Annotated in this window: 21 protein-coding genes and 1 tRNA gene; 8 read left to right on the forward strand and 14 right to left on the reverse strand. The window is 64.5% G+C overall.

Annotation, left to right across the window (positions count from 1 at the left end; translation table 11 throughout):
• Positions 1–18 precede the first annotated feature (18 nt).
• Genes cimA through cysS form a run of 3 tightly spaced genes read right to left on the reverse strand, consistent with a single transcriptional unit; the run spans position 19 to position 3,517 of the window.
• Positions 19–1,617, reverse strand: a complete 1,599-nt coding sequence (cimA, locus tag JQ616_RS34160; RefSeq protein ID WP_212022563.1) for a citramalate synthase — start codon at positions 1,615–1,617, stop codon at positions 19–21.
• Complete coding sequence (locus JQ616_RS34165; protein ID WP_212022564.1) at positions 1,614–2,120, reverse strand: GNAT family N-acetyltransferase; 507 nt, start codon at positions 2,118–2,120, stop codon at positions 1,614–1,616. The genes cimA and JQ616_RS34165 overlap by 4 nt, the downstream gene beginning before the upstream one ends.
• Positions 2,117–3,517 carry a cysteine--tRNA ligase gene (gene cysS / locus JQ616_RS34170; protein WP_212022565.1) on the reverse strand — a complete coding sequence of 467 codons (1,401 nt, stop codon included), beginning with the start codon at positions 3,515–3,517 and terminating at the stop codon, positions 2,117–2,119. The genes JQ616_RS34165 and cysS overlap by 4 nt, the downstream gene beginning before the upstream one ends.
• A gap of 295 nt (positions 3,518–3,812) precedes the next feature.
• Here cysS and JQ616_RS34175 point away from each other — a divergent pair, with 295 nt between their 5' ends.
• Positions 3,813–4,136, forward strand: coding sequence for a hypothetical protein (locus JQ616_RS34175; RefSeq protein ID WP_212022566.1), 324 nt, complete (start codon positions 3,813–3,815; stop codon positions 4,134–4,136).
• A gap of 158 nt (positions 4,137–4,294) precedes the next feature.
• Positions 4,295–5,461, forward strand: coding sequence for a DUF2865 domain-containing protein (locus tag JQ616_RS34180; protein ID WP_212022567.1), 1,167 nt, complete (start codon positions 4,295–4,297; stop codon positions 5,459–5,461).
• A gap of 70 nt (positions 5,462–5,531) precedes the next feature.
• Here the strand turns inward: JQ616_RS34180 and JQ616_RS34185 are convergent, their stop codons facing one another.
• From JQ616_RS34185 to JQ616_RS34200, 4 genes are all read right to left on the reverse strand, one after another.
• Positions 5,532–7,283 carry an NAD+ synthase gene (locus tag JQ616_RS34185; protein ID WP_212022568.1) on the reverse strand — a complete coding sequence of 584 codons (1,752 nt, stop codon included), beginning with the start codon at positions 7,281–7,283 and terminating at the stop codon, positions 5,532–5,534.
• A 90-nt stretch (positions 7,284–7,373) separates the two neighbouring features.
• Positions 7,374–8,519 (reverse strand): NAD(P)/FAD-dependent oxidoreductase, encoded by a 1,146-nt coding sequence (locus JQ616_RS34190; protein ID WP_212022569.1) that lies wholly within the window; start codon positions 8,517–8,519, stop codon positions 7,374–7,376.
• Positions 8,520–8,521: 2 nt separating this feature from the next.
• Positions 8,522–8,875, reverse strand: a complete 354-nt coding sequence (locus tag JQ616_RS34195; RefSeq protein WP_212022570.1) for a diacylglycerol kinase — start codon at positions 8,873–8,875, stop codon at positions 8,522–8,524.
• 51 nt (positions 8,876–8,926) lie between these two features.
• A complete protein-coding gene (locus tag JQ616_RS34200) occupies positions 8,927–10,315 on the reverse strand; it encodes a class II 3-deoxy-7-phosphoheptulonate synthase (protein ID WP_212022571.1) in 1,389 nt (462 codons plus the stop codon).
• 146 nt (positions 10,316–10,461) lie between these two features.
• Between JQ616_RS34200 and JQ616_RS34205 the strand changes: the two genes are divergently transcribed.
• From JQ616_RS34205 to JQ616_RS34215, 3 genes are all read left to right on the forward strand, one after another.
• Positions 10,462–11,388 (forward strand): alpha/beta hydrolase family protein, encoded by a 927-nt coding sequence (locus JQ616_RS34205; RefSeq protein ID WP_212022572.1) that lies wholly within the window; start codon positions 10,462–10,464, stop codon positions 11,386–11,388.
• 846 nt (positions 11,389–12,234) lie between these two features.
• Positions 12,235–13,584, forward strand: a complete 1,350-nt coding sequence (locus JQ616_RS34210; protein ID WP_212022573.1) for a TIR domain-containing protein — start codon at positions 12,235–12,237, stop codon at positions 13,582–13,584.
• A gap of 10 nt (positions 13,585–13,594) precedes the next feature.
• Positions 13,595–13,672 (forward strand) — tRNA-OTHER (locus JQ616_RS34215).
• Between the two features lie 88 nt (positions 13,673–13,760).
• Here the strand turns inward: JQ616_RS34215 and JQ616_RS34220 are convergent.
• From JQ616_RS34220 to JQ616_RS34250, 7 genes are all read right to left on the reverse strand, one after another.
• Positions 13,761–14,114, reverse strand: a complete 354-nt coding sequence (locus JQ616_RS34220) for a cupin domain-containing protein (RefSeq protein WP_212022574.1) — start codon at positions 14,112–14,114, stop codon at positions 13,761–13,763.
• Positions 14,115–14,188: 74 nt separating this feature from the next.
• Positions 14,189–14,377, reverse strand: coding sequence for a DUF2934 domain-containing protein (locus JQ616_RS34225; protein ID WP_212022575.1), 189 nt, complete (start codon positions 14,375–14,377; stop codon positions 14,189–14,191).
• A 357-nt stretch (positions 14,378–14,734) separates the two neighbouring features.
• Complete coding sequence (locus tag JQ616_RS34230) at positions 14,735–16,189, reverse strand: amino acid permease (protein ID WP_212022576.1); 1,455 nt, start codon at positions 16,187–16,189, stop codon at positions 14,735–14,737.
• A gap of 260 nt (positions 16,190–16,449) precedes the next feature.
• Positions 16,450–17,835: a glutathione-disulfide reductase gene (gor, locus tag JQ616_RS34235; protein WP_212022577.1), complete on the reverse strand. Its 1,386-nt coding sequence runs from the start codon at positions 17,833–17,835 to the stop codon at positions 16,450–16,452.
• Between the two features lie 152 nt (positions 17,836–17,987).
• Complete coding sequence (locus JQ616_RS34240) at positions 17,988–18,524, reverse strand: DUF2059 domain-containing protein (RefSeq protein WP_212022578.1); 537 nt, start codon at positions 18,522–18,524, stop codon at positions 17,988–17,990.
• 23 nt (positions 18,525–18,547) lie between these two features.
• Positions 18,548–19,246 (reverse strand): ribose-5-phosphate isomerase RpiA, encoded by a 699-nt coding sequence (gene rpiA / locus JQ616_RS34245; protein ID WP_212022579.1) that lies wholly within the window; start codon positions 19,244–19,246, stop codon positions 18,548–18,550.
• Between the two features lie 107 nt (positions 19,247–19,353).
• Positions 19,354–20,124 (reverse strand): SDR family NAD(P)-dependent oxidoreductase, encoded by a 771-nt coding sequence (locus tag JQ616_RS34250; protein WP_249137637.1) that lies wholly within the window; start codon positions 20,122–20,124, stop codon positions 19,354–19,356.
• 137 nt (positions 20,125–20,261) lie between these two features.
• On the opposite strand from JQ616_RS34250, the gene JQ616_RS34255 reads away from it, so the two are divergent.
• The 3 genes from JQ616_RS34255 to moaA all read left to right on the forward strand — a co-directional run bounded on the left by JQ616_RS34255 (position 20,262) and on the right by moaA (position 22,919).
• A complete protein-coding gene (locus JQ616_RS34255) occupies positions 20,262–20,942 on the forward strand; it encodes an HAD hydrolase-like protein (protein ID WP_212022581.1) in 681 nt (226 codons plus the stop codon).
• 160 nt (positions 20,943–21,102) lie between these two features.
• On the forward strand, positions 21,103–21,597 hold the full coding sequence (locus JQ616_RS34260) for a hypothetical protein (protein ID WP_212022582.1): 495 nt from the start codon (positions 21,103–21,105) through the stop codon (positions 21,595–21,597).
• A 287-nt stretch (positions 21,598–21,884) separates the two neighbouring features.
• Positions 21,885–22,919, forward strand: coding sequence for a GTP 3',8-cyclase MoaA (moaA, locus tag JQ616_RS34265; protein WP_212022583.1), 1,035 nt, complete (start codon positions 21,885–21,887; stop codon positions 22,917–22,919).
• Positions 22,920–23,057 lie beyond the last annotated feature (138 nt).

Here is a 23,057-nt window from a genome sequence, read left to right on the forward strand (position 1 = left end):
CCCTCCTCACGTCGAGCCTCACGCCTGCGCGCCCGACTTCACCAGCTTGTAGAATACCGAATCCATCAGCGCCTGGAACGAAGCGTCGATGATGTTGGGCGAGACGCCGACCGTGGTCCAGCTCTCGCCGGTTTCGTCCTCGCTTTCGATCAGCACGCGCGTCACCGCCTCGGTGCCGCCATTGAGGATACGCACGCGGTAGTCGATCAGCTTCAGCCCATCGATGTATTTCTGATACTTGCCGAGATCCTTGCGCAGCGCGACGTCGAGCGCGTTGACCGGGCCGTTGCCTTCGGCAGCCGAGATCAGATGCTCGCCGTCGACATCGACCTTCACCACCGCAAGCGCCACCGTGACGCGCTGGCCGTTGGCGTTGTAGCGCTGCTCGACATTGACGTCGAACTGCTCGACCTTGAAATATTCCGGCACCTTGCCGAGCGTGCGGCGCGCCAGGAGGTCGAACGAGGCGTTGGCGGATTCATAGGCAAAGCCCGCGGCCTCGCGCTCCTTCAATTCCTCGACCAGCCGCGTCAGCCGCGGATCGCCCTTGTCATAGGCGATGCCGGCTCGGTCGAGCTCAGCCATCACGTTGGAGCGGCCGGCCTGATCGGAGACCAGCACCTTGCGGTGGTTGCCGACCAGTTCCGGCAGCACATGCTCATAGGTCTGCGGATCCTTCATCACGGCGGAGGCATGGATGCCGGTCTTGGTGACGAAAGCACTCTCGCCGACATAGGCCGCGTGGCGGTTCGGCGCGCGGTTCAGCATGTCGTCGAGCGTGCGCGACACCTTCATCAGCGTCGCCATCTTCTCAGTGGTGACGCCGATCTCGAACTTGTCGGCAAACTCGTGCTTCAGCTTCAGGGTCGGGATCAGCGAGCAGAGATTGGCGTTGCCGCAGCGCTCGCCGAGGCCGTTGAGCGTGCCCTGGATCTGCCGCGCACCGGCGCGCACCGCGGCGAGCGAATTGGCCACTGCCTGCTCGGTGTCGTTATGGGCGTGAATGCCGAGATGGGCGCCGGGCACGTGCGTGACGACATCGCCGACGATGGTCTCGATCTCGTGCGGCATGGTGCCGCCATTGGTGTCGCAGAGCACCACCCAGCGCGCGCCGGCCTCATAGGCGGCGCTGGCGCAGGCGAGCGCGTAGTCGCGGTTCTCCTTGTAGCCGTCGAAGAAATGCTCGCAGTCGACCATCACCTCGCGGCCGAGCGCTTTCGCCGCGGCGACGCTGTCGCGGATCGAGGCGAGGTTTTCCTCGTTGGTGGTCTCGAGCGCAACACGGACCTGATAGGCGGACGATTTGGCGACGAAGCAGATCGCATCCGCCTTGGCGTCCAGGATTCCGGCGAGCCCGGGATCGTTCGAGGCCGAGCGGCCCGGCCGCCGCGTCATGCCGAACGCGGTGAAGCGCGCGTGGTCGAACGCAGGCTTCCTGCTGAAGAACTCGGTGTCGGTCGGATTGGCGCCGGGATAGCCGCCCTCGACATAGTCGATGCCGAGCGCGTCGAGCATGCCCGCGATCACCTGCTTGTCCTGCAAGGTGAAGTCGACGCCATTGGTCTGCGCGCCATCGCGCAGCGTGGTGTCGAACAGATAGAGGCGCTCGCGGCTCATGCGTGGCCTCCGGGCGCGGCAACGCCGTCGAGCGTCTTCTGCATCGTGGTGTTGGCGAGCCATTCGTCGCCGATGGTGATCGAATTGCGCTGCTGCGCGACATAGCCACGCTTGCGGAAGAATTCGAGCGCGGTGTCGCTGACATCGGCCTTCAGGGTCTTGGTGCCGCGGGCGCTCGCGATCTTCTCCAGCGCATCGCACAGCGCAGCGCCGACGCCCTGCCCGACCGCGCTCGGATGCACATAGAGCCTGTCGATGTGATCGGCGCCCTTCAGCGAGGCGAAGCCAACCGGCGCGCCCTGCAACGTCGCGATCAGCGTCAGCTGCCCAGCGAGCTTCTTGCCGAACGCGGCCTCATCGTCGGCTGCCGCTGCCCAGGCCTCCTGCTGCGCCTCACTGTAATCGTCGCCGGTCAGGTCCATGATCGACGCCGCGAAGATCGCCGCCAGCAGCGGCGCATCGTCGGGCAGATACGGACGCAGTGCGGGTGCGGAACGGCTCATCGCGCGACCTCCCAGGTGGTGCCTTCCTTGGAGTCCTTGATCACCACGCCCATCGCGGCGAGCTGATCGCGGATCCGGTCGGACTCCTTGAAGTCCTTTCTTGCACGCGCGGCGGTACGCTCGGCGATCAGCGCCTCGACGGCAGCCGGATCGACGCCGCTCGCCTGCTGCTTGCGCGCCTCCCACGCGGCCGCGCTCTCCGACAGGAAGCCGAGCAGCCGCAGCGAGCCGGCAAATTCCTTGCGGCTCTGTTCGTTGCTCGACGCAGCGCTGCGCAGGCCGTGCAGCACCGCCATCGCCTGCGCCGTGTTGAGGTCGTCATAAAGCGCTTCGACCATCGCGGGCGACGGCGCGCCGGGCTCGGCATCGGCCGCGACCGCGTACCAATCGTCGAGCGTCTTCGCGCTCTCTTCGGCACTCTTCAGCGTCCAGTCGAGCGGCGAGCGATAATGCGTCTTGAGCATGCTCAGCCGCAGCACCTCGCCCGGCCAGTCGGCCAAGAGATCGCGGATCGTGAAGAAGTTGCCGAGCGACTTCGACATCTTCTCGCTTTCGATCTGCAGGAAGCCGTTGTGCATCCAGACATTGGCCATGCGGTCGGTGTGGAATGCGCAGCAGGTTTGCGCGAGCTCGTTCTCATGGTGCGGGAACACCAGATCGATGCCGCCGCCATGGATGTCGAACTTCTCGCCGAGATGCTTCCACGCCATCGCCGAGCATTCGATGTGCCAGCCGGGCCGGCCCTCGACAGCGATGCCGGCCGGTGACGGCCAGGACGGCTCGCCCGGCTTCGACGGCTTCCACAGCACGAAGTCCGTGTTGTCGCGCTTGTAGGGCGCGACATCGACGCGGGCGCCGGCGATCATCTCGTCAAGCGAGCGCTTCGACAGCGCGCCGTAGCGCGGCAGCACCGAATTGGCGGCGTTCATCGCCTGCGGCGAGAACAGCACGTGATCCTCGGCGACATAGGCAAAGCCGCCGGCGACGAGCTTCTCGATGATCGCGCGCATCTCCGGGATGTGCTCGGTGGCGCGCGGCTGCACGGTCGGGGCCAAGCAGCCCAGCGCGGTGACGTCGTCCTGATACTGGCGATAGGTCAGCTCGGTGACCTTGCGGATCGCCTCGTTCAAGGGCACGCCGGGATAGTCCCGCGCGGCGCGGACGTTGATCTTGTCGTCGACGTCGGTGATGTTGCGGACATAGGTCACGTGATCGGCGCCATAGCGATGGCGCAGCGCGCGGAACAGCACGTCGAAGACAATGGCCGCGCGGCCGTTGCCGATATGGGCGAAGTCGTAGACCGTCGGTCCGCAGGCATACATGCGGACGTTGTTGGCATCGAGCGGCACGAACGGCCGCTTCTCCCGGGTCAACGTATCGTAGAGGCGCAAATCCATGGGTACCCATCCCTTGCGGCCGGGCGTCCAATGATTCTCAGGCGATTGAGAAAAGACGGCCTCAGCCAGCGAATCGCTAGCTCATAATCTCGCGGCAAATGCTGCAGATGGCGAGGTGGCCGTTCATGGTTCCATCCTGTCTCATGACCCCTCCATTGCGTCAAGGGGCTGTTTTCGAGCCCGTTGCGGCCGCCCGGGCGCCAAAATCACGCCAATGCCCTCATGGTTAATCATTATTAAGAATTTGGGCGTATCCGGTGGCTCGCGGATTCCCCGCCATTTTCGATGGTGCACCATGCGGCCGATTTCAGCATTGATTGCCTGCACGCTTTTTGTCGTCCCGTCCTTCCTTGCCCCCTCGGCCGCGCTGGCCGACAGCCGCGTCTTCATCATCGCCAACCAGGCTGACGGCTACGGCATCGACCAGTGTCTGGCGCACGGCGACCGCTGCGGCGCCTCCGCCGCCCGCGCTTACTGCCGCTCACGTGATTTTGCGCAGGCCACCAATTACCGCCGAGTCGATCCGGACGAGATCACCGGCGCGGTTCCGCACGCCGCAAACGAGAAATGCAGCGGCAATGCCTGCGGCGAATACGTCGCCATCACCTGTCAGCGCTAAGCCAAGCCGCTGGATAAACGGGGTTATTGCCACACCGGCGCCCCGGAAACGACGTGACGCTGCCCCGAGAAACGGCTATTGCAGGCGACCTTTGCAAGGTGACCCTGGCCGCGCGCTTTGGCGTTGATCGCCGCGCGGCGTCGTTTTAATGGCCGGATATGCCCAATAGCTCCCGATCTCGCTTCTCCCGCTGGCTTCTGACTTGCGCTGTGCTGGCCGGAATCGCCCTGCCCGCCGCGGATGCCTTGGCCCAGGTGCCCCCTGGACCGCCCGGCCCGGCACCGCAAGGCGCGCCGCAGGCCAACCCGATGTGCAGCCGGCTCGAAGGCCAGCTGGCGACGATCGATCGTGGCGGCGGCAGCGGCGATCCGGCGAGGGACGAGCAGATCCGCCGCTATCAGGACGCGGCGACCCGGCAGCAGGGCGAGCTCGATCGGGTGACGGCGCAGGCGCGCCGTATGGGCTGCGACAGCTCCGGATTCCTGTCCCTGTTCAACAACAATTCGGCGCAGTGCGGTCCGGTCAACAACCAGATCCAGCAGATGCGCGCCAATCTCGACCAGATGACCGCCAATCTGGAGCGGCTGCGCTCCGGCGGGCTCGGCGGCGCCGACCGCGAGAACCAGCGCCGCTCGGTGCTGACCGCGCTCGCACAGAACAATTGCGGCCCGCAATACGCCGCGGCCGCATCGCGCGGCCCGGGCAATTTCCTGGAGAACCTGTTCGGCGGCGGTAGTGGCGGCGCCAATCCGAACAGTCAGCTGCCCCCGCCCGACCCGCAATATGGCGCGCAGTCCGGCACCTTCCGCACCGTCTGCGTCCGCACCTGCGACGGCGCCTACTTCCCGATCTCGTTCGCGACCAGCCAGGCGCGCTTTGCCGCCGACGAGCAGGTCTGCAAGGCGCAGTGCCCGGCCGCGGAGGCCAGCCTGTTCGCGTATCGAAATCCCGGAGAAGACATCAACCAGGCGGTCTCGATCAACGGCCAGTCCTATTCGTCGCTGCCGAATGCCTTCAAGTACCGCACCGAGTTCAATCCGTCGTGCTCCTGCAGGGCGGCCGGCCAGAGCTGGGCGGAGGCGCTGAAGGCGGTCGACGACCAGACGTCCGCCGCGCAGCAGGGTGACATCATCGTCACCGAGGAGAGCGCGCGGAAGATGCAGCAGCGCGCGCAGACCAAAGCTGCTGCCGGCAAGAAGGGCACGCCCGCCGCCGCTCAGCAGCCGGCTGCCGCTGACGCCACGGCGCCAGCCCCGGCCGCGCCCGCGAGCGACGGCCAGATCCGCACCGTCGGCCCGACTTTCATCCAGCAGAAGAAGCAGTAACGGCAGCCGATCGGCGAACTCACTGCCCCTCTCCCGCAAACGGGAGAGGAAGAAAAGTCTCGTTACACACTTACCCTTCGAACGCTTCCGCCGACGCACGCGAGGTGCGCGTCACCAGCTTCTCGTCCGGCTCCGGCAGCGCCTTGCCGAAATCGCGGAAGCGGTTGGTGATGGGATAGCGACGGTCGCGGCCGAAATTCTTCCGCGTCACCTTCACGCCGGGCGCAGCCTGCCGCCGCTTGTATTCGGCGATGTTGAGCAGGCGATCGATGCGGGTCACGACATCAGGCTCAAAGCCGGCTTCGATGATGGTCGCAAGCGGCTCCTCGCGCTCGACGAGCCGCTCCAGGATCGCATCCAGCACGTCGTAGGGCGGCAGCGAATCCTGGTCGGTCTGGTTCTCGCGCAGCTCCGCGGTCGGCGGCCGGATGATGATGTTGACCGGGATCACCTCGCCCGACGGCCCAAGCGCGCCGTCCGGCTTCCAGGCATTGCGCAGGCTCGACAGGCGGAACACCTCGGTCTTGTAGATGTCCTTGATCGGGTTGAAGCCGCCATTCATGTCGCCATACAGCGTGGCGTAGCCGACCGACATTTCCGACTTGTTGCCTGTCGTGACGACCATGGCGCCGGTCTTGTTGGAGATCGCCATCAACAGCGTGCCGCGGGCGCGCGCCTGCAAATTCTCCTCGGTGATGTCGCGCTCCATGCCCTTGAACACCGGCGCGAGAATGGTCTCGAACCCGTTCACGGCATCGGCAATCGGCAGGATCTCGTAGCGAATGCCGAGCGCGGCGGCGAGCTTGGCGGCATCGTCGAGCGACACCTGCGCGGTGTAGCGGAACGGCAGCATCACGCCGCGCACCTTGTCGGCGCCGAGCGCATCGACCGCGATCGCCGCGCACAACGCCGAGTCGATGCCGCCGGAGACGCCGAGCAGCACGCCGGGAAAACCATTCTTGCGGACATAGTCGCGCAGGCCGAGCACACAGGCCGCGTAGTCGGCCTTGTCGCCCTCGAGCTGCGGCGTGATCGGCCCGGAGCAGCGCCAGCCATCCGCCGTCTTGCGCCAGGTCAGCGTCGTGATGTTCTCCTCGAACGCCGGGAGCTGCGCCGCCACCGACAGATCGGCATTGAGTGCGAACGAGGCGCCGTCGAAGATCAGCTCGTCCTGGCCGCCGACTTCGTTGAGATAGACCAGCGGCAGCCCGCTTTCGGTGACGCGTGCGACCACGATCGAGAGCCGGAGATCAGCCTTGTCGCGGGCATAGGGCGAGCCGTTCGGCACCACAAGGATCTCGGCGCCGGTCTCGGCGAGGCATTCGACGACGTTCTCGTAGTCCTCGGACTCCTCGAGCCAGATGTCCTCGCAGATCGGCACGCCGATGCGCACGCCGCGCACCGTCACCGGTCCCGGCGCCGGGCCGCGCGCGAACAGCCGCTTCTCGTCGAACACGCCGTAATTCGGCAGATTGGCCTTGAAGCGCAGCGCGGCGATACGGCCGCCGTCGAGCAGCGCGCAGGCGTTGTAGAGCTTGCCGTCCTCGACCCAAGGCGTGCCGATCAGCATGGCCGGGCCGCCATCCCTGGTCTCGCGCGCCAGTTCCTCGACCGCCGCGCGGCACGCCGACTGGAACGCCGGCTTGAGCACCAGGTCCTCCGGCGGATAGCCGGCGATGAACAGCTCCGACAGCACCACGAGGTCGGCGCCGTCGGCTTTGGCTTTCTCGCGCGCGGCACGCGCTTTCGCGGCGTTGCCGGTGACGTCACCGACCGTCGGATTGAGTTGCGCCAGGGTGATCTTGATCTGTTGTTCGCTCATATCTTTATGTTGTCCCGCACAAGGGCAAACTTCAATGGTCGTCCGGTCATGGTGCGATTGCAGAAATCGCACCGGGATCGCGGGCAGCGGTCAGGGGGCAAGCTCCGCCCGCACCTCGCCGAGCAGCGCCATGCCGCCCAACCGGCCCAATTCGTCCGAACATTTCGCGCTCTTGCCATAGCAGCCGAATGCGACGGTGACCCGCTCGGACAGCGGTCCGATCGAGGGCAAGCCGGTGTCGCCGAAGGTGGTCATGCACGGCACCACGCGGCGTTCCTCGAATGTAAGGTCGCGGATGCGGTCGTGGATCTGCGTTTGCAGCCGATCGGCAACCTCAACCAATCCGCCCGACCGGAACCAGTCCTTGATGTCGGCCTCGCTGTCGAGCCTGATATCTGTGGGATCGCCGCCGAGCTTCAGCCAGCTCTGGCCGTCCGGATAGTGGATCGGCGGCAGGATATAGGGATTGTTGCCCTTGGGCCCGAGACAACGCATCGACGGCATGCCGGCGAGGCGTTGCACTTCGGCCGCGCCGAGCCGAAACAGCGCAATGGTCCGGCCATAGACCGTAAAGCCCATGGATCGGCCGAGCAGCGATTGGGTATGCCCGCCGGCGGCAACGAGAACACGGTCGACATCGACGCTGCCAGAACCCGTCCGGATCGTCACGCCGGAGCCGCTTTCCGAAATGCCCCGTGCGGGCGAGTTGATGATCCGGGCGCCCGCGCGCTCCGCCGCGATGGTCTGCGCCCGGACCAGGCGGCGCGGTGAGATGTAGCCGGCGTTGCGCGGCTCGAAATAGCCCAGCATGCCTGCGGTTGATTTCAGGAACGGAAATCGCTCGGCGAGCGCGGCATCCTGATAGGCCTCACACGTAATCCCCTCGTCGGCGCAGACCAGGCCGACCGAAGCGACATCGGTGGTCTCTCTGTCACCAACGTGAAGCGCACCGGCTTCGCGATAAAACTCGACACCGCTTTCCGCCGAGATTTCGGCGTAGCGCGAAATCGCGGCGCGGTTCATCTGCCGCCAGAACGCTTGCGGATCGTAAATCCGCGTGATGCGGCCTTCGTCGTAGTGGCTGCCGAACACGCCATCATGGCGCGCAAAATCCGCCGGCTCATCGGGCCCGATCAGCGCGACGTCATGGCCCATCTTGCTCAGATGCCGCGCGGCAGCCGACCCGATCAGACCACGTCCGATCACCGCAAGCTTGATCGGCGAATTGACCCTCACGGTCAGAACGCGCCCAAACGCTCAGCGAGGGCGAACAGCCAGAACAGCCCGGCCATCACAAGCGCGACGCCGACGGCCGCCGAGCCCATGTCCTTGACCCGGCCGATCTGCTGATCGTGATCCATGGTCAGGCGGTCGGCGAGCTTCTCGATCGCAGTGTTGAGCAGCTCGATAACGAGCACCAGCACCACGGTCGCGACCAGCTCGACCCGGCGCATCACGGTGGCGCCGACCAGCCAGGCCAGAGGCAGCGACAGCACCAATGCCACCACCTCTTCGCGGATCGCCTGCTCCGAGCGAATGGCGAAGGCCAGCCCGTTGCGCGAGTTGATGGTGGCTCGCCAGAACCTCAGCAAGTCACTGCCCCCACACTTCCCAAGTCACTGTCCCAAAGCCACTGTCCGAAATCACATTCCCGCAGCGGCCGGCATCGGCTTGACCTTGCCGGCGCGCTCCTGCTTCAGCAGCTCGGCGATCAGGAAAGCCATGTCGATCGACTGTTCGGCATTGAGACGGGGATCGCAGACCGTGTGGTAGCGGTCGTTGAGATCCTCATCGGTGATGGCGCGCGCGCCGCCGATGCATTCGGTGACGTCCTGCCCGGTCATCTCCAGATGCACGCCGCCGGCATGGGTGCCTTCGGCGGCATGGATCTGGAAGAACGACTTCACCTCCGACAGCACGCGGTCGAACGGCCGCGTCTTGTAGCCCGAGGTCGAGGTGATGGTGTTGCCGTGCATCGGATCGCACGACCACACCACCTTGCGCCCCTCGCGTTGCACGGCGCGGATCATGCCCGGCAGATGGTCGCCGACCTTGTCGGCGCCGAACCGGCTGATCAGCGTCAACCGTCCCGGCTCGTTGTCGGGGCTGAGCACATCGATCAGCTTCAAGAGCTCGTCGGGCTTCAGCGACGGGCCGCATTTCAGGCCGATCGGGTTCTTGATGCCGCGGAAATACTCGACATGGCCGTGATCGAGCTGACGGGTGCGGTCGCCGATCCAGATCATGTGGCCGGAGGTCGCATACCAGTCGCCGGTGGTGGAATCGACCCGCGTCATCGCCTGCTCATAGCCGAGCAAGAGTGCCTCGTGGCTGGTGTAGAAATCGGTGGCGCGCAGCTCCGGATGGCTCTCGAGGTCGAGGCCGCAGGCGCGCATGAAGTTGAGCGCGTCCGAGATGCGGTCGGCGAGCTCCTTGTAGCGACGGGACTGCGGCGAATCCTTCAGGAAGCCAAGCATCCACTGATGCACGCTGCCGAGATTGGCGAAGCCGCCTGTCGCGAACGCGCGCAGCAGGTTCAGTGTCGCAGCGGACTGGCGATAAGCCATCAACTGGCGCTGCGGATCGGGAATCCGCGCTTCCGGCGTAAAGGCGATGTCGTTGACGATATCGCCGCGATAGCTCGGCAGCTCGACATCGCCCTGCTTCTCGGTCGGCGACGAGCGTGGCTTGGCGAACTGGCCGGCGATGCGGCCGACCTTCACCACCGGCAGCGCGCCGGCATAGGTCATGACGACAGCCATCTGCAGCAGCACGCGGAAGAAGTCGCGGATGTTGTTGGCGCCGTGCTCGGCGAAGCTCTCCGCGCAGTCGCCCCCCTGCAGCAGGAAGGCCTCGCCGTCGGCGACCCGCCCCAGCGCCTTCTTCAGGCTGCGCGCCTCGCCCGCGAACACCAGCGGCGGAAAGGTCGCCAGCTGGGCCTCGACATCGGCCAATGCCTTGGCATCGGGATAATCGGGCACCTGCAGCACCGTCTTGGTGCGCCAGCTATCGGGTGTCCACCGCTCGGACATGAGGTCAACTCCTGAGCAAAAACCGCGACTTAATCGACGGGAAAGGAGGGCTTATACACAGCCGCCCGCTCCGCGGCTAGAAGGATTCCTGCAATTCCGTCAAGCCCTTGCAAGAAAATCCGAATTCGCCTTTGCTGGACCATACCATGAATGCCAGCCAAATAGCCGTGGCCCAGGCCACGCCGGACGACGTTTTTAGCGACGACATCGTCGTACCGGCCGCGGACGGCTATCCGCTCGCCGCGACGCTGTTCCTGCCGCGCGGCAAGAAGCGCCACGCCGTGCTGATCAATTCGGCGACCGCCGTGCCCCGCAAGGTCTATCGCAGCTTCGCCGGCTACCTCGCGCGCCGCGGCGCGGCAGTGCTCACCTACGACTACCGCGGCACCGGCGAATCGAGGCCGATGGCTGCGACCGGCTTGAACAAGCCGAAGTCGCTCTCCGGCTTCAAGGCCACGATGGCGGACTGGGCCGCGCTCGACACCACCGCCGCCGTGAGCTGGATGCGCTACCGCTACAGCGACCTCCCTCTCGCCTATGTCGGCCACTCCTTCGGAGGCCAGGCGCTTGGCCTCCTGGCCAACAACACCGAGATCCCGCGCGCGCTCTTGATCGCGTCCCAAGCCGCCTATTGGAAACTGATGGCCTCGCCCGAACGCTACCGCGTCGTCGCCTTCATGAACGGCATCGGCCTGCCGCTGGCACGCACACTCGGTTATGTGCCGGCCTGGGCCGGCCTGGGCATGGACCTGCCGAAGGGCGTGTTCGAGCAATGGCGGAGCTGGGTGATGCGCGAGCGCTATCTGCTCGACGACACGACACTCGCCGCGCGCGAGAATTTTGCGAAGTTCAAAGGCAAGCTCCGCGCCTTCAGCGTCACCGACGACACCTGGGCGACGCGCCCGGCGGTCGAATTGCTGTGCTCCGCCTTTACCGCGACCACGCCGGAGATCGTCTCGATCCGTCCCGCGGATGCCGGCGTTGCCAAGATCGGCCATTTCGGCTTCTTCCGCAGCGACCACCGCGACGCGCTGTGGCGCGGCGCCGCGGAGTGGCTGGAGGCGGAGGGGTAAGCGCCACTGTCGTCCCTGCGAAAGCAGGGACCCATACTCCGCGGCGGACGTTGTGGGCGGGACTCGTCGTTCCAGAATCACGCGCCAATCAGCGTTGGTGGTTATGGGTCCCTGCTTTCGCAGGGACGACACCGAGTGTGTTGCGCGGCCGGTGGGCATACCTTCGCATTCTCGCGACATGAATCGTCCGAGCTTTTGCATTTCGTTTCGCCGCTCCTTCAACAGAGGGCGCAGGGAAAGCCGGGTGCCGATCGCACCCATGGGTCCCGCGTAGTAAAAAACGCGGGAGGTAGGACCACAGGTGTAACCGGAAACTTCCCGGCTTTCCCTGCGCGATGGGTTACGGCTTATACGTGCTCTCCCCGGTGAGACTGGGCTTGCTTGTCACCGCCCTCGCAAGGCGCGAAGCGCTTTGCGAGAGGACACCTGCCGCTAGGGCGTCAGGACCACACGATTTCGCCGTCCGCCTCAATCACGCGTCGTCACTCGTGACCTCGGCGTCCACCGCATCTCACCACAACACTCCTGACGATGCGCAGCGCCCCTCGATCGGGTGAGACGCGCATATTGAACATCTGAGTTGGGTCAAACGCCAAGCGGAATATTTTCTTAGCGAAGACTGGACGAAGGTGATCGCGTTGATTGGGCTAGGGAATTTCGCGCCTTGGTGCAAAGCGCAATCGAGCATTATCCGGTGCTTGCACAGCTTGTACGTTTTAATTTTTGACTTGCCATCTTGCGTTGGGGCGACTTGCAAGTAAGGTGACAGCCAGCTGAACAGAATATTGCACGCGCGCATTATGGGGGAGGCAGCCCCGAAATTGCTCCGGGTTGTTCGTCTGAGTAATGAAGGTTTTCATCAGTTGGTCGAGACCCCGCTCAATGGGGGTAGCGGCTGTATTGCGTGACTGGCTCAAGGATTTATTGCCAGTAACGAGCCCATTTGTCTCATTTGAAGATATCGACCAAGGAGAGGCTTGGCTTCCCAGGCTGCTCGCGGAGCTTGAGAAGTCCGACGTTGGAATCGTGTGCCTAACAAAAGAGAATCTGCAGTCTTCGTGGCTCCTCTTCGAGGCAGGCGCATTGGCCAAGCGGGTCGGCAGCGCAAGAGTCTGCACATTGCTTGACGACGTGACGAAGGCTGAACTCTCGACTCCACTCTCCGCGTTCCAGGCGGCGCAATTGACGTCTAAGGATGACCTCCATCGGCTGGTCAGGACCATTCACAAGGCTCTTCCAACCCCCCATTTTGACTCAGATACCGCCTTGAAGAGAGCGTTTGAAGTTTGGTGGCCGAGTCTCGACGAAGCGCTTTCCAACTTGCCCAGGCACGTAAGCCCTGATCCCGTGTCCCCGAGCACTGAGGAACTTCTCCTCACGTTCATCTACCCAGCGATCAATTCCGGAGAGGTTGACAGCGTCTTCGATTGGCTGGTCGAGGCCCGAAACAAGCGCTTAATGGAGGCGACAGGCAAGCTAGCTTCTATTGAGGCTTGCCTCGCTCGGGTGGCAGGAAAATCGCGAGCGCCATCCTCACTCAAGCTTCAACAGGTACGCCCCGACGATATTGGTGCTGTGGCACGCGTTGAATGGTGGCTTCACCAATTCGCCTGCTTCAAGCGGCTCGACGAAATCCACTTTGAAAAGTCACAATTGGATACCTTGTCTCGCCCCCTGAAATACACGGCGTCGGCGTTGATTGGCCTGTGGCACCTCAGAGAGGAGAAAATTGAAGAAGCACGTGAGCAATATCGCGATTGTATGGACGCCGCAATCGTTGGCGACCCACATGACTACTACCGCGCCATACCTACAGCACTTCTTTGCTTTCAGTTTGGTGATTTGGACAATGCACGGAAATTCTTCGAGCTATCGCGCAATGGGCCCGACAGAGAAAACAGTGGATACCCTTTTATTGGCCTAACCACTGAGTTCGATAAATATTTCGTATTGTCGTGCGTTTCCAAAACCGCTTCGCCGGTTCAACGTGATTATATGCGCCAGCGTCGGGGCCAGGGTTGGCTCTTGTACGCATACGCGGATATTGCTTGGAGGAAGCCAACTATTCTCCAAGGGCTGGTCGACATTGGCCAGACCTTGAAGAATCCATTGGATGCCAACGCAATTGTCGGTCGATTAAAGTCGTTTCAACAGGCAACGTCTGCCGCTTCTGGAGGGAGACCGATAAGCGACTGAGCGAGTTGCTGGGGGCGTAGCGCCAAGCGGTAGAGCACCCGGTTGATAAAACCGGGGGATGGAAGTTCGAATCTTCCCGCCCCTACCATCCATCTCAGCTCAGATCCTTGATCAATACTCGGAAGTGACACCACTCGAATGTCCGCTTCGCCTTCTTAGGGAGCGCGATTGTGGCTTCACACCACCTTCCGCGCCGCCGCTGTCGCCGCATTCCCCGTGTTCGGCGTCCCCGTCGGCTCGATCAGCAGCAGATGCACCTCCTCCCGCGCGACCGGTCGATGCTCGACGCCCTTCGGCACGATGTACATCTGGCCCGGCTTCAGCGTCACGGTGCGGTCGCGCAGCTCGATGTCGAGCACGCCTTTCAGCACCAGGAAGAAGTCGTCGGTGTCGTCGTGCTTGTGCCAGACGAACTCGCCCTCGACCTTCACCACCATCACGTCGCAGGCGTTGAATTGCGCCACCGTGCGCGGCGACCAGTGATCGCTGAATGTCGACAGTTTTTGCGAGAGATCGATCGCGTCGTTCATCGGTGCCTCCGGGTTCGCCCAAGGCACGCTAGCGCACTCACCTGCGCGATAATGTGGCGGTTAGCTCTCGCGCCCTACTGGTACGTGGTCGGCTTGTGATGGCCGTTGATGTCGCAATGCGACTCGCCGTTGGCCGCCTTGCGCGCCAGCAATTCGCGTTCGGCCTGATACCAGAGCTGGTCCATGTTGCCGTGCGGCTCGCCGGCGTCCTTCCACAATTCGTAGGCGCGGGTCCGAATCTCTTGCTCGGTTGGGCCTGTCATGAGCGGCTCCCTCAATCCGTTGAATTCATTTGGTTGAAAAACGAACTTCTGGTTCGGCACAAGGTTCCAAACGGCTGTACCCCCTTCCCGGCCCGGCAATTCTCCGCGATTTAGCCGCCAAAGCAATGCTGTATTGGCACCGAGCGACAGCAAAATTTGCCATCCACATCTTGCTATCGCGGAAACCCGCACGTGGATGCCCGGCTCAAGGCCGGGCATGACGGGTTGTGATTGCCCTGCCAACGGAGGCTCGCGGCTAACGCGCGATGAGATGAGGTTGAATCGTCATCGCGCTTCAGCTCCTTGTTTGGGCATGATCTTTTCGGAAAACCGCTTCGCACTTTTCCGGATCATGCCCTACCGAGACGGCGCGCCGTGGAGCAGCACCGAGTGGCGGCGGCCATAGGCGAAGTAGAGCACAAGGCCGATCGCCAGCCACACCACGAGGCGCAGCCAGGTCTCCCAGGGCAGGAACACCATCAGCAGCACCGAGAAGGCAATGCCGAGCACCGGGACGACAGGCACGCCGGGGGTGCGGAATGGGCGGGCGATCTCGGCATCGCTCTTGCGCAGATAGATCACCGCGCCGCAGACCAGTACGAAGGCGAACAGTGTGCCGATAGAGACCATTTCGCCGAGGATATCGATCGGGGTCAGCGCGGCGACGATTGCCACGATGATGCCGATCAGGAGCTGGCTCTTCCAGGGCGTCCCAAGCGAAGGATGCACGTCGGAGAACATCCGGGGCAACAGGCCGTCCTTGGCGATCTGGAAGAAGATGCGGCTCTGGCCATAGAGCAGCACCAGGATCACGGTGGTGAGGCCGGACAGCGCGCCGATCTTGATCAGCACCGAGAACCAGGTCTGGCCGATGACGTCGACGCCCTTGGCGATCGGATCGGCGACGCCAAGCTGGGTGTAAGGTACGAGGCCGGTGAGCACGCCGGCGACTGCGACATAGAGGATGGTGCAGATCAGCAGCGAGCCGAGGATGCCGATCGGCATGTCGGTCTGCGGGTGCTTGGCTTCCTGCGCCGCGGTCGACACCGCGTCGAAGCCGATGAAGGCGAAGAACACCACGGAAGCGCCGCGCATCACGCCGGTCCAGCCGAACTGGCCGAACGTGCCGGTGTTGTCGGGGATGAAGGGATGCCAGTTCGCTGGTGTAACGTATCCAACACCGAACAGGATGAAGGCGAGCACGACGCAAAGCTTGATGCCGACCATGATGTTGTTGAGCCGGGCCGATTCCTTGGTGCCGCCGATCAGCATCGCGGTGAGCAGCAGCACGATCAACGCCGCCGGCAGATTGACGATGCCGGCGACCGTCGAGCCGTCCGCAAGCTTGGCCTCGGTCCACGGCGCCGCGGCATATTGCGGGGGAATGTTGATGCCGAAATTGCGCAGCAGCGAGAGGATGTAGCCGGACCAGCCGACCGCGACGGTGGAGGCGCCCATCGCGTATTCGAGGATCAGGTCCCAGCCGATCACCCAGGCGAACAGCTCGCCGAGCGTCGCATACGTATAGGTGTAGGTGCTGCCGGAGACCGGCAGCAGCGCCGCAAGCTCGGCGTAGCACAGGCCGACAAAGGCGCAGGCGATGCCGCCGACGATGAAGGAGAGCATGATGGCCGGGCCGGCGTAGTGCGCCGCCGCGGTGCCGGTGAGAACGAAGATGCCGGCCCCGATGATGCAGCCGATCCCGAGTGCGGTGATGCTCAAGGCCCCGAGCGTCTTGCCGAGCGTGTGCTCGCCCGCTTCGGCGATGATGGTGGCGACCGACTTGCGCGTCATCAAACCCAGATCAGTCATGGCGACATCTCCTTCCGATGTGGCCAATGCGGCCACGCGATCAGAGCCAGAACCTTGGGTCGCGGGACGTCAGGGCAAGCAGGTGGCTCTCGGCGCGCGAGCCGCAAGACAACAATCTCAGGTAGCTCTGGACTATATACGCGCGGCTATGACGACTGGTTCCCGGTGCGGGAACGCAATCGCGGCGCTCCGCGCATCCACGGTCGAGCCGAGTGTGTCCGGATGTTTCGCCGCGAAGCGTCGTCCGCGGGCGGGTTGCCCTACTCCGCCGCCTGCCGCACGTGGCGCGCGGTGGGCGTCCGCATCGTCACCAGCTCTTCCGATGCGGTCGGGTGCAGCGCGATGGTGGCGTCGAAATCGGCCTTGGTCGCCTTCATCTTCACGGCGATCGCAACCGCCTGCGTGATCTCGGCGGCGCAGTCGCCGACGATGTGGCAGCCGAGCACGCGGTCGCTCGAGGCATCGACCACGAGCTTCATCAGCACGCGGGTGTCGCGGCCGGACATCGTCGCCTTGATCGGGCGGAAATCGGTCTTGTAGATGTCGACGTGGGAAAACTGCGCCTGCGCCTCTTCTTCCGTCAGGCCAACCGTGCCGACCTCGGGCTGCGAGAACACCGCGGTCGGGATCGTGGCGTGGTCGACCTGAACCGGGCGCTTGCCGAACACGGTGTCGGCGAAGGCGTGGCCCTCGCGGATCGCGACCGGGGTCAGATTGGCGCGGTGGGTGACGTCGCCGACCGCGTAGATGTTGTCGACCGAGGTCTTCGACCAGCCGTCGACCTGGATGCCGCCATTGGCGGGATTGATGGCGACGCCGGCGGCCTCGAGACCGAGCCCCTTCACATTGGGATGCCGGCCGATCGCGAACATCACCTGGTCGGAGGCAATGCTGGAGCCGCTCGACAGATGCGTGGTGTAATCATGGCCGTGCTTGTCGACCTTGGCCACCGTGCAGCCGGTGATGATGGTGATGCCGCGCTTCTCCATCTCGGCGCGGACATGCTTGCGGACATCCTCGTCGAAGCCGCGCAGGATGTTGTCGCCGCGATAGACCACCGTCACGTCGGAGCCGAAGCCGGCGAAGATGCCGGCGAATTCCAGCGCGATGTAGCCGCCGCCCTGGATCACGATCCGCTTCGGCAGCTCCTTCAGGTGAAATGCCTCGTTGGAGGAGATCACGTGCTCGATGCCGGGAACGTGCGGCCCGTGATTGGGTGCGCCGCCGGTCGCGATCAGGATGTATTTCGCGGTGACCTTCTCGCCGGTGGCGAGGCGGAGCGTGTGGGCGTCCTCCAGCACCGCGCGGGTCTTGACGATCCTGGCGCCCGACTTCTCGACATTCGTGGTGTAGGCGCGCTCGAGCCGGGCGATCTCCTTGTCCTTGTTGGCGACGAGGGTGGCCCAGTCGAACGAGACCTGGCCGATGGTCCAGCCGAAGCCGGCCGCATCCTCGATCTCCTGGTGGACGTGGCTGCCGATCACGAACAGCTTCTTGGGCACGCAGCCGCGGATCACGCAGGTGCCGCCCATCCGGTACTCTTCGGCGACCATGACCTTGGCGCCATAGTTCGCGGCGATGCGGGCGGCACGAACGCCGCCCGAACCACCACCGATGACAAACAGGTCGACGTCAAACTCGGCCATGGCAGTACCCTCTTTCTTCCTTTCCCCTCGCCCCGCTCTTGCGGGGAGAGGGTCGGGGTGAGGGGCTGCTTCCACGAGTCAGCCTAGCGGAGAGTCCCCCTCACCCGGCACTACGTGCCGACCTCTCCCCGCAAGGGGGGCGAGGTAAGCAATCAGATATCCTTGCCGCGCTTTTTCATTTCGGCCTTGAACTGGCCGTTGATGATCACGCCGAACTGCTGCGCCCACTGCTGCATATATTGCAGCGATCCGTTGATTGCAGTGGGCTCCGCGACCAGCAGCTTCTGGCCGAGCGGCGTCTTGTAGAACGTGACGAGATCCTTCAGCTCCTGCTCGGAGAACTCGGCGGCGTAGATCTGCGCCATGCCCTCGCCGATCTCCTTCTCGCTGCCGCCGAACTGCTTGGCGACGACCACCGCGACCTCGTCGAGATCCTTCTGGTAGTTCAGGTATTGCTGGAGCAGACCGGTCTTGGTCTTCTCGATGATGCCGGGAACGGCGCCGTTGTACATCACCGCGACGTTCTTCATCGCGAGGATTTCCTTGGCATAGCCAATCGCCGCCGGGGTCGACTGCTTGACCTTCGGCATAGGGGGCAGCTGCGGCTGCTGCGCCATCGCCGGTGCGGTCGCGAGCGCCAGTCCGACCGCCAGGGTCGCTGCCGACAAAAGTCCCGAAAAACGCTTCATTCCAAGTCTCCTTGCTTGCGGCCTCATGGCCGTTCAACAACCCGAATTCCCTGTGCGCCGGCCAGAACGGCGACGCTGCCAAGCCCGATGAACAGGCCGTGTTCGACCACGCCCGGGATCACGCTGAGCAAACCGGCCAGACGCGGCGGGTCGCCGATCCGGCCGAGATGTGCATCGACGATCCAGTGGCCGCCATCGGTGACAAAAGCGTGACCGTCCTTACCCTTGCGGATGATCATTTCGCCGGACACGCCGGCCTGTGCGAACGTCCGCGCCATCGCGGCCTGGGTCGCGCCGAGCCCGAACGGGATCACCTCGACCGGCAGCGGAAAGCGGCCGAGCACGTCGACCCATTTGCTGTCGTCGGCGATCACGATCATGCGATCGCTGGCGGCCGCCACGATCTTCTCGCGGAGCAGCGCGCCGCCGCCGCCCTTGATCAGGTTGAGCGCCGGATCGATCTCGTCGGCGCCGTCGATGGTGAGGTCGAGATGGTCGACCTCGTCCAGCGTGGTCAGCGGCACGCCGCAGCGGATCGCATCCGCGCGGGTCGCCTCCGAGGTCGGCACGCCGATCACCTTCATGCCGGCGCGGACCTTCTCGCCGAGCAGCTCGACGAAATGCTTGGCGGTCGAGCCGGTGCCGAGGCCGAGCTTCATGCCGTCGCGTACCTCTTCCAGCGCGCGCGCCGCTGCCTGGCGTTTCAGTGCGTCCATGTCCACGTGCCGATAGCCCCTCGGTTGTCCGTTCCGGGCACGCCATCGGGCGGCCGGCGGGCGCATATCTAGCCTCGATTCACCGGCAGGAATAGCGCCAACCGGACCGGTCTTTAGGCCGAAACGGCGTCCATCGCGGCCAAAATCGCCGAAAAGCGGTCCTCGACCTCGGCCCGCATGCCGGGATGGGTGAAAATGTAGAACTGGTCGTCGCGGATCGCGGCCAGCACCTGCGCCGCAACCGTCGCCGGATCGAGACCGGCCTCCAGGCGACGCGCAATCTCGGCGACGATAGCGGCCATCGGGCTGGCCGGATCGAGCTGACGCCTCGGGCCGTACTGCTCGGGGCGGTTGCGCCCGCTCTCGCCGATCCGGGTCCGCACATAGCTCGGACAGAGCACGCTGACGCCGATCCCGAGCGGCTTGAGTTGCATGGCCAGCCCTTCGGACAGGCTGACGACGGCGAACTTGGTCGCCGAATACGGGCTCAGGCCAAGCCCGGCATTCATCCCGGCCATCGACGCCGTGTTGACGATATGGCCGCCCTCATGGTGCGCGCGGATATGCGGCAGGAAGCTCCTGATGCCGTGCACGACGCCCATCAGATTGACGTCGATCACCCAGCGCCAGTCGTCGACCGAGATCTGGTCGATGCCACCACCGCCGGCGACGCCGGCATTGTTGCAGACGACATGAACCTTGTTGAACGCGTCGAACGATGCCTTCGCTGCGTGGTCGACGCTTGCGGGATCGGCAACGTTGCAGACCACGCCACGGACATCCGCGCCGCTGGCGCGCAGCGCGTCGACAGCCTTGTCGAGAGCGCCGGTTTCGATGTCGGCGAGCATCACCTTCATGCCCTCGCGGGCGAAGGCGGTTGCCATGGCCAGTCCGATTCCACTGGCCCCACCCGTGACAAAAGCAGCCTTTCCGGCAAGTTCCCGCACCACAGCCTCCCTTTTTTGCCAAACCCTAGCATCTTCGCTTGCATCGTGCCGCGCTGCCCGATAGCCAGAAGCAGATGTCCGCCTCCTCTCCCCCCATCATTGTGTTCGATCTCGACGGCACGCTGGTCGATACCGCGCCCGACCTGATCAGCGCGCTGAATTACGTGCTCGACCGCGAGGGCCTGGCGCCGGTGCCGCTGGCGGCGGCCCGCAACATGATCGGCGCCGGTGCGCGCAAGCTGCTGGAACGGGGGCTCGAGGTGGACGGCCGCACGGTCAGCGTCGGCGATCTCGACCGCCTGACCAAGGATTTCGTCGATTTCTATGCCGAGCACATCGCCGACGGCTCGCGCCCGTTCGACGGGCTCGAAGCCGCGCTCGACCAGCTCGCCGCCAAGGGCCATCGCTTTGCGGTGTGCACCAACAAGCTGGAGTGGCTGTCCAAGCTCTTGCTCGACCGGCTCGGCCTGACGCCGCGCTTTGCCGCGATCTGCGGCCAGGACACGTTCGGCGTCGCCAAGCCCGACCCGGCGTTCCTGCGCGAGACGGTCGCCCGCGCCGGCGGCCGCCTGCCCGGCGCCATCATGGTCGGCGATGCCGGCCCCGATGTCGGCGTCGCCCGGCGTGCCAGCGTCCCGGTGATCGGTGTCGATTTCGGCTATACCGACGTCCCGATGACCGAGCTGAAGCCGGACCGGCTGATCAGCCATATGCGCGATCTGCCGGACGCCGTCGCCGCCCTGATCGCGGCATAAGCTTTAGGCAACATACTGATATCGCTTGGCAATATTTTGCTATGCGATTTTGCTGTTAACCATCCTTTAGCGAGCGGGCCTACCCCTGTTGCGCCTCTGTTCCGACGCTCCTATGGTCGGCGCGGGGATTGTGGCTGATTGCCGCAGTAGAGTGTGGATCATGCATCGTATCATCGTGATTGCGGCCGCCGGGCTGAGCCTGGCGGGCTGCTCGTCCTTCTCATTGGATTCGTTCAAGTCGGCGCCGCCGCCGATGCAGGTGCAACTGGACTCTGCGCCGCAGGGCGCCGATGCCGTGACCTCGCTCGGACCGGGCTGCAAGACGCCCTGCTCGGTGTCGGTCCCGACGCCGGAAACCAACTTCACCGTCACCTTCAACATGCCGAAGTTCCAGCCGGCGACGGTGCCGGTGACCGTAACCCGCACGCCGGGCGACTTCGCGAGCCCGGCCACCACTACGCTCGATCCGAGCCCGGTGTTCGCCGAACTGCAACCCGCCGGCCCGCCGCCGCGCGCGCACAAGGCGATGCGGCCCAAAAAGAAGAAGCCGAAGCCGGCTGCCGCTGCGGCTCCTGCTGCTGCTCCGGACGCCGCGTTCCCCGCCCCGGCCGCGGCGCCGCCGGCCGCAGCGCCAGCGCCAGCGCCGACGCGCTAGGTCCGCGCCAGATTTGCACTGCACAAGAACCCGGCCGCAAAGCCGGGTTTTTGGTTCTGGTGGAGACACATCGGCGATTGCGATCATGCATCACGCGATATGGCTCACCTATCGCATTGCGATTGACGTTGCATGTTGCTGATCATCCCATGCATCATCCCTAGGGACGCATTGTGACAACCTGCCAACATGCATAGATTGTGCGTGCCGCAGCCGATCACGACGCGGCGCGCAGGGAACTGGTTGCAGCACTTTGGTTGCAGCACATTGGCTGAAGGCCGGGTTGAATGAACGTCTCAACGCAAGCGCATTCCGACACGCTGTTTCGTCCGATGACCGACCCGTTCGGCCGGACCATCCGTTATCTGCGCGTCTCCGTCACCGACCGCTGCGACCTGCGCTGCTTCTACTGCATGTCGGAGGACATGACGTTCCTGCCCAAGGCCGACCTGCTGACCCTCGAAGAGCTCGACCGGCTCTGCTCGGCCTTTGTCGCGAAGGGCGTGCGCAAGATCCGCCTCACCGGCGGCGAGCCGCTGGTCCGCCGCAACGTCATGGGCCTGGTGCGCTCGCTGTCGCGGCATCTGACCACCGGCGCGCTCGACGAATTGACGCTGACCACCAACGGCTCGCAGCTCGCCCGCTTCGCCCAGGAGCTGGCCGATTGCGGCGTGCGCCGGGTCAACGTCTCGCTCGACACGCTGGACCCGGCCAAGTTCCGGGCCATCACCCGCTGGGGTGATATCGACAAGGTGTTGTCGGGCATTGAGGCGGCGCGGTCGGCCGGGCTCGCGGTCAAGATCAACGCAGTCGCGCTGAAGAACATGAACGAGGACGAGATCCCCGCGCTGATGGAATGGGCGCACGGCAAGGGCATGGGCCTCACCTTGATCGAGGTGATGCCGATGGGCGATATCGGCGAAGGCCGGATCGATCAGTACGTGCCGCTGTCGCTGCTGCGCGCGCGGCTCGAGAAGCACTACACGCTGACCGATCTCGCCGACGACACCGGCGGCCCTGCCCGCTATGTCCGGGTCGCCGAGACCGGCGGCAAGCTCGGCTTCATCACGCCGATGACTCACAATTTCTGCGAGTCCTGCAACCGGGTGCGGATCACCTGCACCGGCACGCTGCACACCTGCCTCGGCCACGAGGACGCTTCCGACCTGCGCCGGCCGCTGCGCGCCTCCGACAACAACGACCTGCTCTCTGCGGCGATCGACCGCGCCATCGGGCTGAAGCCGAAGGGGCACGATTTCATCATCGACCGCCGCCACAACCGCCCGAGCGTCAGCCGCCACATGAGCGTCACCGGCGGCTAGACTCCGTAGCTTCCCGGGCACCTTTGCCGCTCCCGTTTTACCAAGGCGGGACAACGGTTTGCCGCGCCGTCAATTTGCCCATTTTCCGATTGACGGCGCTACACGGCGCTGATTTGGTGCCTCAGCTTTCACGCTAGT

The organism is Bradyrhizobium tropiciagri (assembly GCF_018130545.1).
Taxonomy (GTDB): Bacteria; Pseudomonadota; Alphaproteobacteria; order Rhizobiales; family Xanthobacteraceae; genus Bradyrhizobium; species Bradyrhizobium tropiciagri_A.

What these genes read in the sequence shown, in the direction of transcription:
- cimA (WP_212022563.1), bottom strand. Translation starts at nt 1,617, where the DNA reads ATGAGCCGCGAGCGCCTCTATCTGTTCGACACCACGCTGCGCGATGGC.
- JQ616_RS34165 (WP_212022564.1), bottom strand. Translation starts at nt 2,120, where the DNA reads ATGAGCCGTTCCGCACCCGCACTGCGTCCGTATCTGCCCGACGATGCG.
- cysS (WP_212022565.1), bottom strand. Translation starts at nt 3,517, where the DNA reads ATGGATTTGCGCCTCTACGATACGTTGACCCGGGAGAAGCGGCCGTTC.
- JQ616_RS34175 (WP_212022566.1), top strand. Translation starts at nt 3,813, where the DNA reads ATGCGGCCGATTTCAGCATTGATTGCCTGCACGCTTTTTGTCGTCCCG.
- JQ616_RS34180 (WP_212022567.1), top strand. Translation starts at nt 4,295, where the DNA reads ATGCCCAATAGCTCCCGATCTCGCTTCTCCCGCTGGCTTCTGACTTGC.
- JQ616_RS34185 (WP_212022568.1), bottom strand. Translation starts at nt 7,283, where the DNA reads ATGAGCGAACAACAGATCAAGATCACCCTGGCGCAACTCAATCCGACG.
- JQ616_RS34200 (WP_212022571.1), bottom strand. Translation starts at nt 10,315, where the DNA reads ATGTCCGAGCGGTGGACACCCGATAGCTGGCGCACCAAGACGGTGCTG.
- JQ616_RS34205 (WP_212022572.1), top strand. Translation starts at nt 10,462, where the DNA reads ATGAATGCCAGCCAAATAGCCGTGGCCCAGGCCACGCCGGACGACGTT.
- JQ616_RS34210 (WP_212022573.1), top strand. Translation starts at nt 12,235, where the DNA reads ATGAAGGTTTTCATCAGTTGGTCGAGACCCCGCTCAATGGGGGTAGCG.
- JQ616_RS34220 (WP_212022574.1), bottom strand. Translation starts at nt 14,114, where the DNA reads ATGAACGACGCGATCGATCTCTCGCAAAAACTGTCGACATTCAGCGAT.
- JQ616_RS34225 (WP_212022575.1), bottom strand. Translation starts at nt 14,377, where the DNA reads ATGACAGGCCCAACCGAGCAAGAGATTCGGACCCGCGCCTACGAATTG.
- JQ616_RS34230 (WP_212022576.1), bottom strand. Translation starts at nt 16,189, where the DNA reads ATGACTGATCTGGGTTTGATGACGCGCAAGTCGGTCGCCACCATCATC.
- gor (WP_212022577.1), bottom strand. Translation starts at nt 17,835, where the DNA reads ATGGCCGAGTTTGACGTCGACCTGTTTGTCATCGGTGGTGGTTCGGGC.
- JQ616_RS34240 (WP_212022578.1), bottom strand. Translation starts at nt 18,524, where the DNA reads ATGAAGCGTTTTTCGGGACTTTTGTCGGCAGCGACCCTGGCGGTCGGA.
- JQ616_RS34250 (WP_249137637.1), bottom strand. Translation starts at nt 20,124, where the DNA reads ATGGCAACCGCCTTCGCCCGCGAGGGCATGAAGGTGATGCTCGCCGAC.
- JQ616_RS34255 (WP_212022581.1), top strand. Translation starts at nt 20,262, where the DNA reads ATGTCCGCCTCCTCTCCCCCCATCATTGTGTTCGATCTCGACGGCACG.
- JQ616_RS34260 (WP_212022582.1), top strand. Translation starts at nt 21,103, where the DNA reads ATGCATCGTATCATCGTGATTGCGGCCGCCGGGCTGAGCCTGGCGGGC.
- moaA (WP_212022583.1), top strand. Translation starts at nt 21,885, where the DNA reads ATGAACGTCTCAACGCAAGCGCATTCCGACACGCTGTTTCGTCCGATG.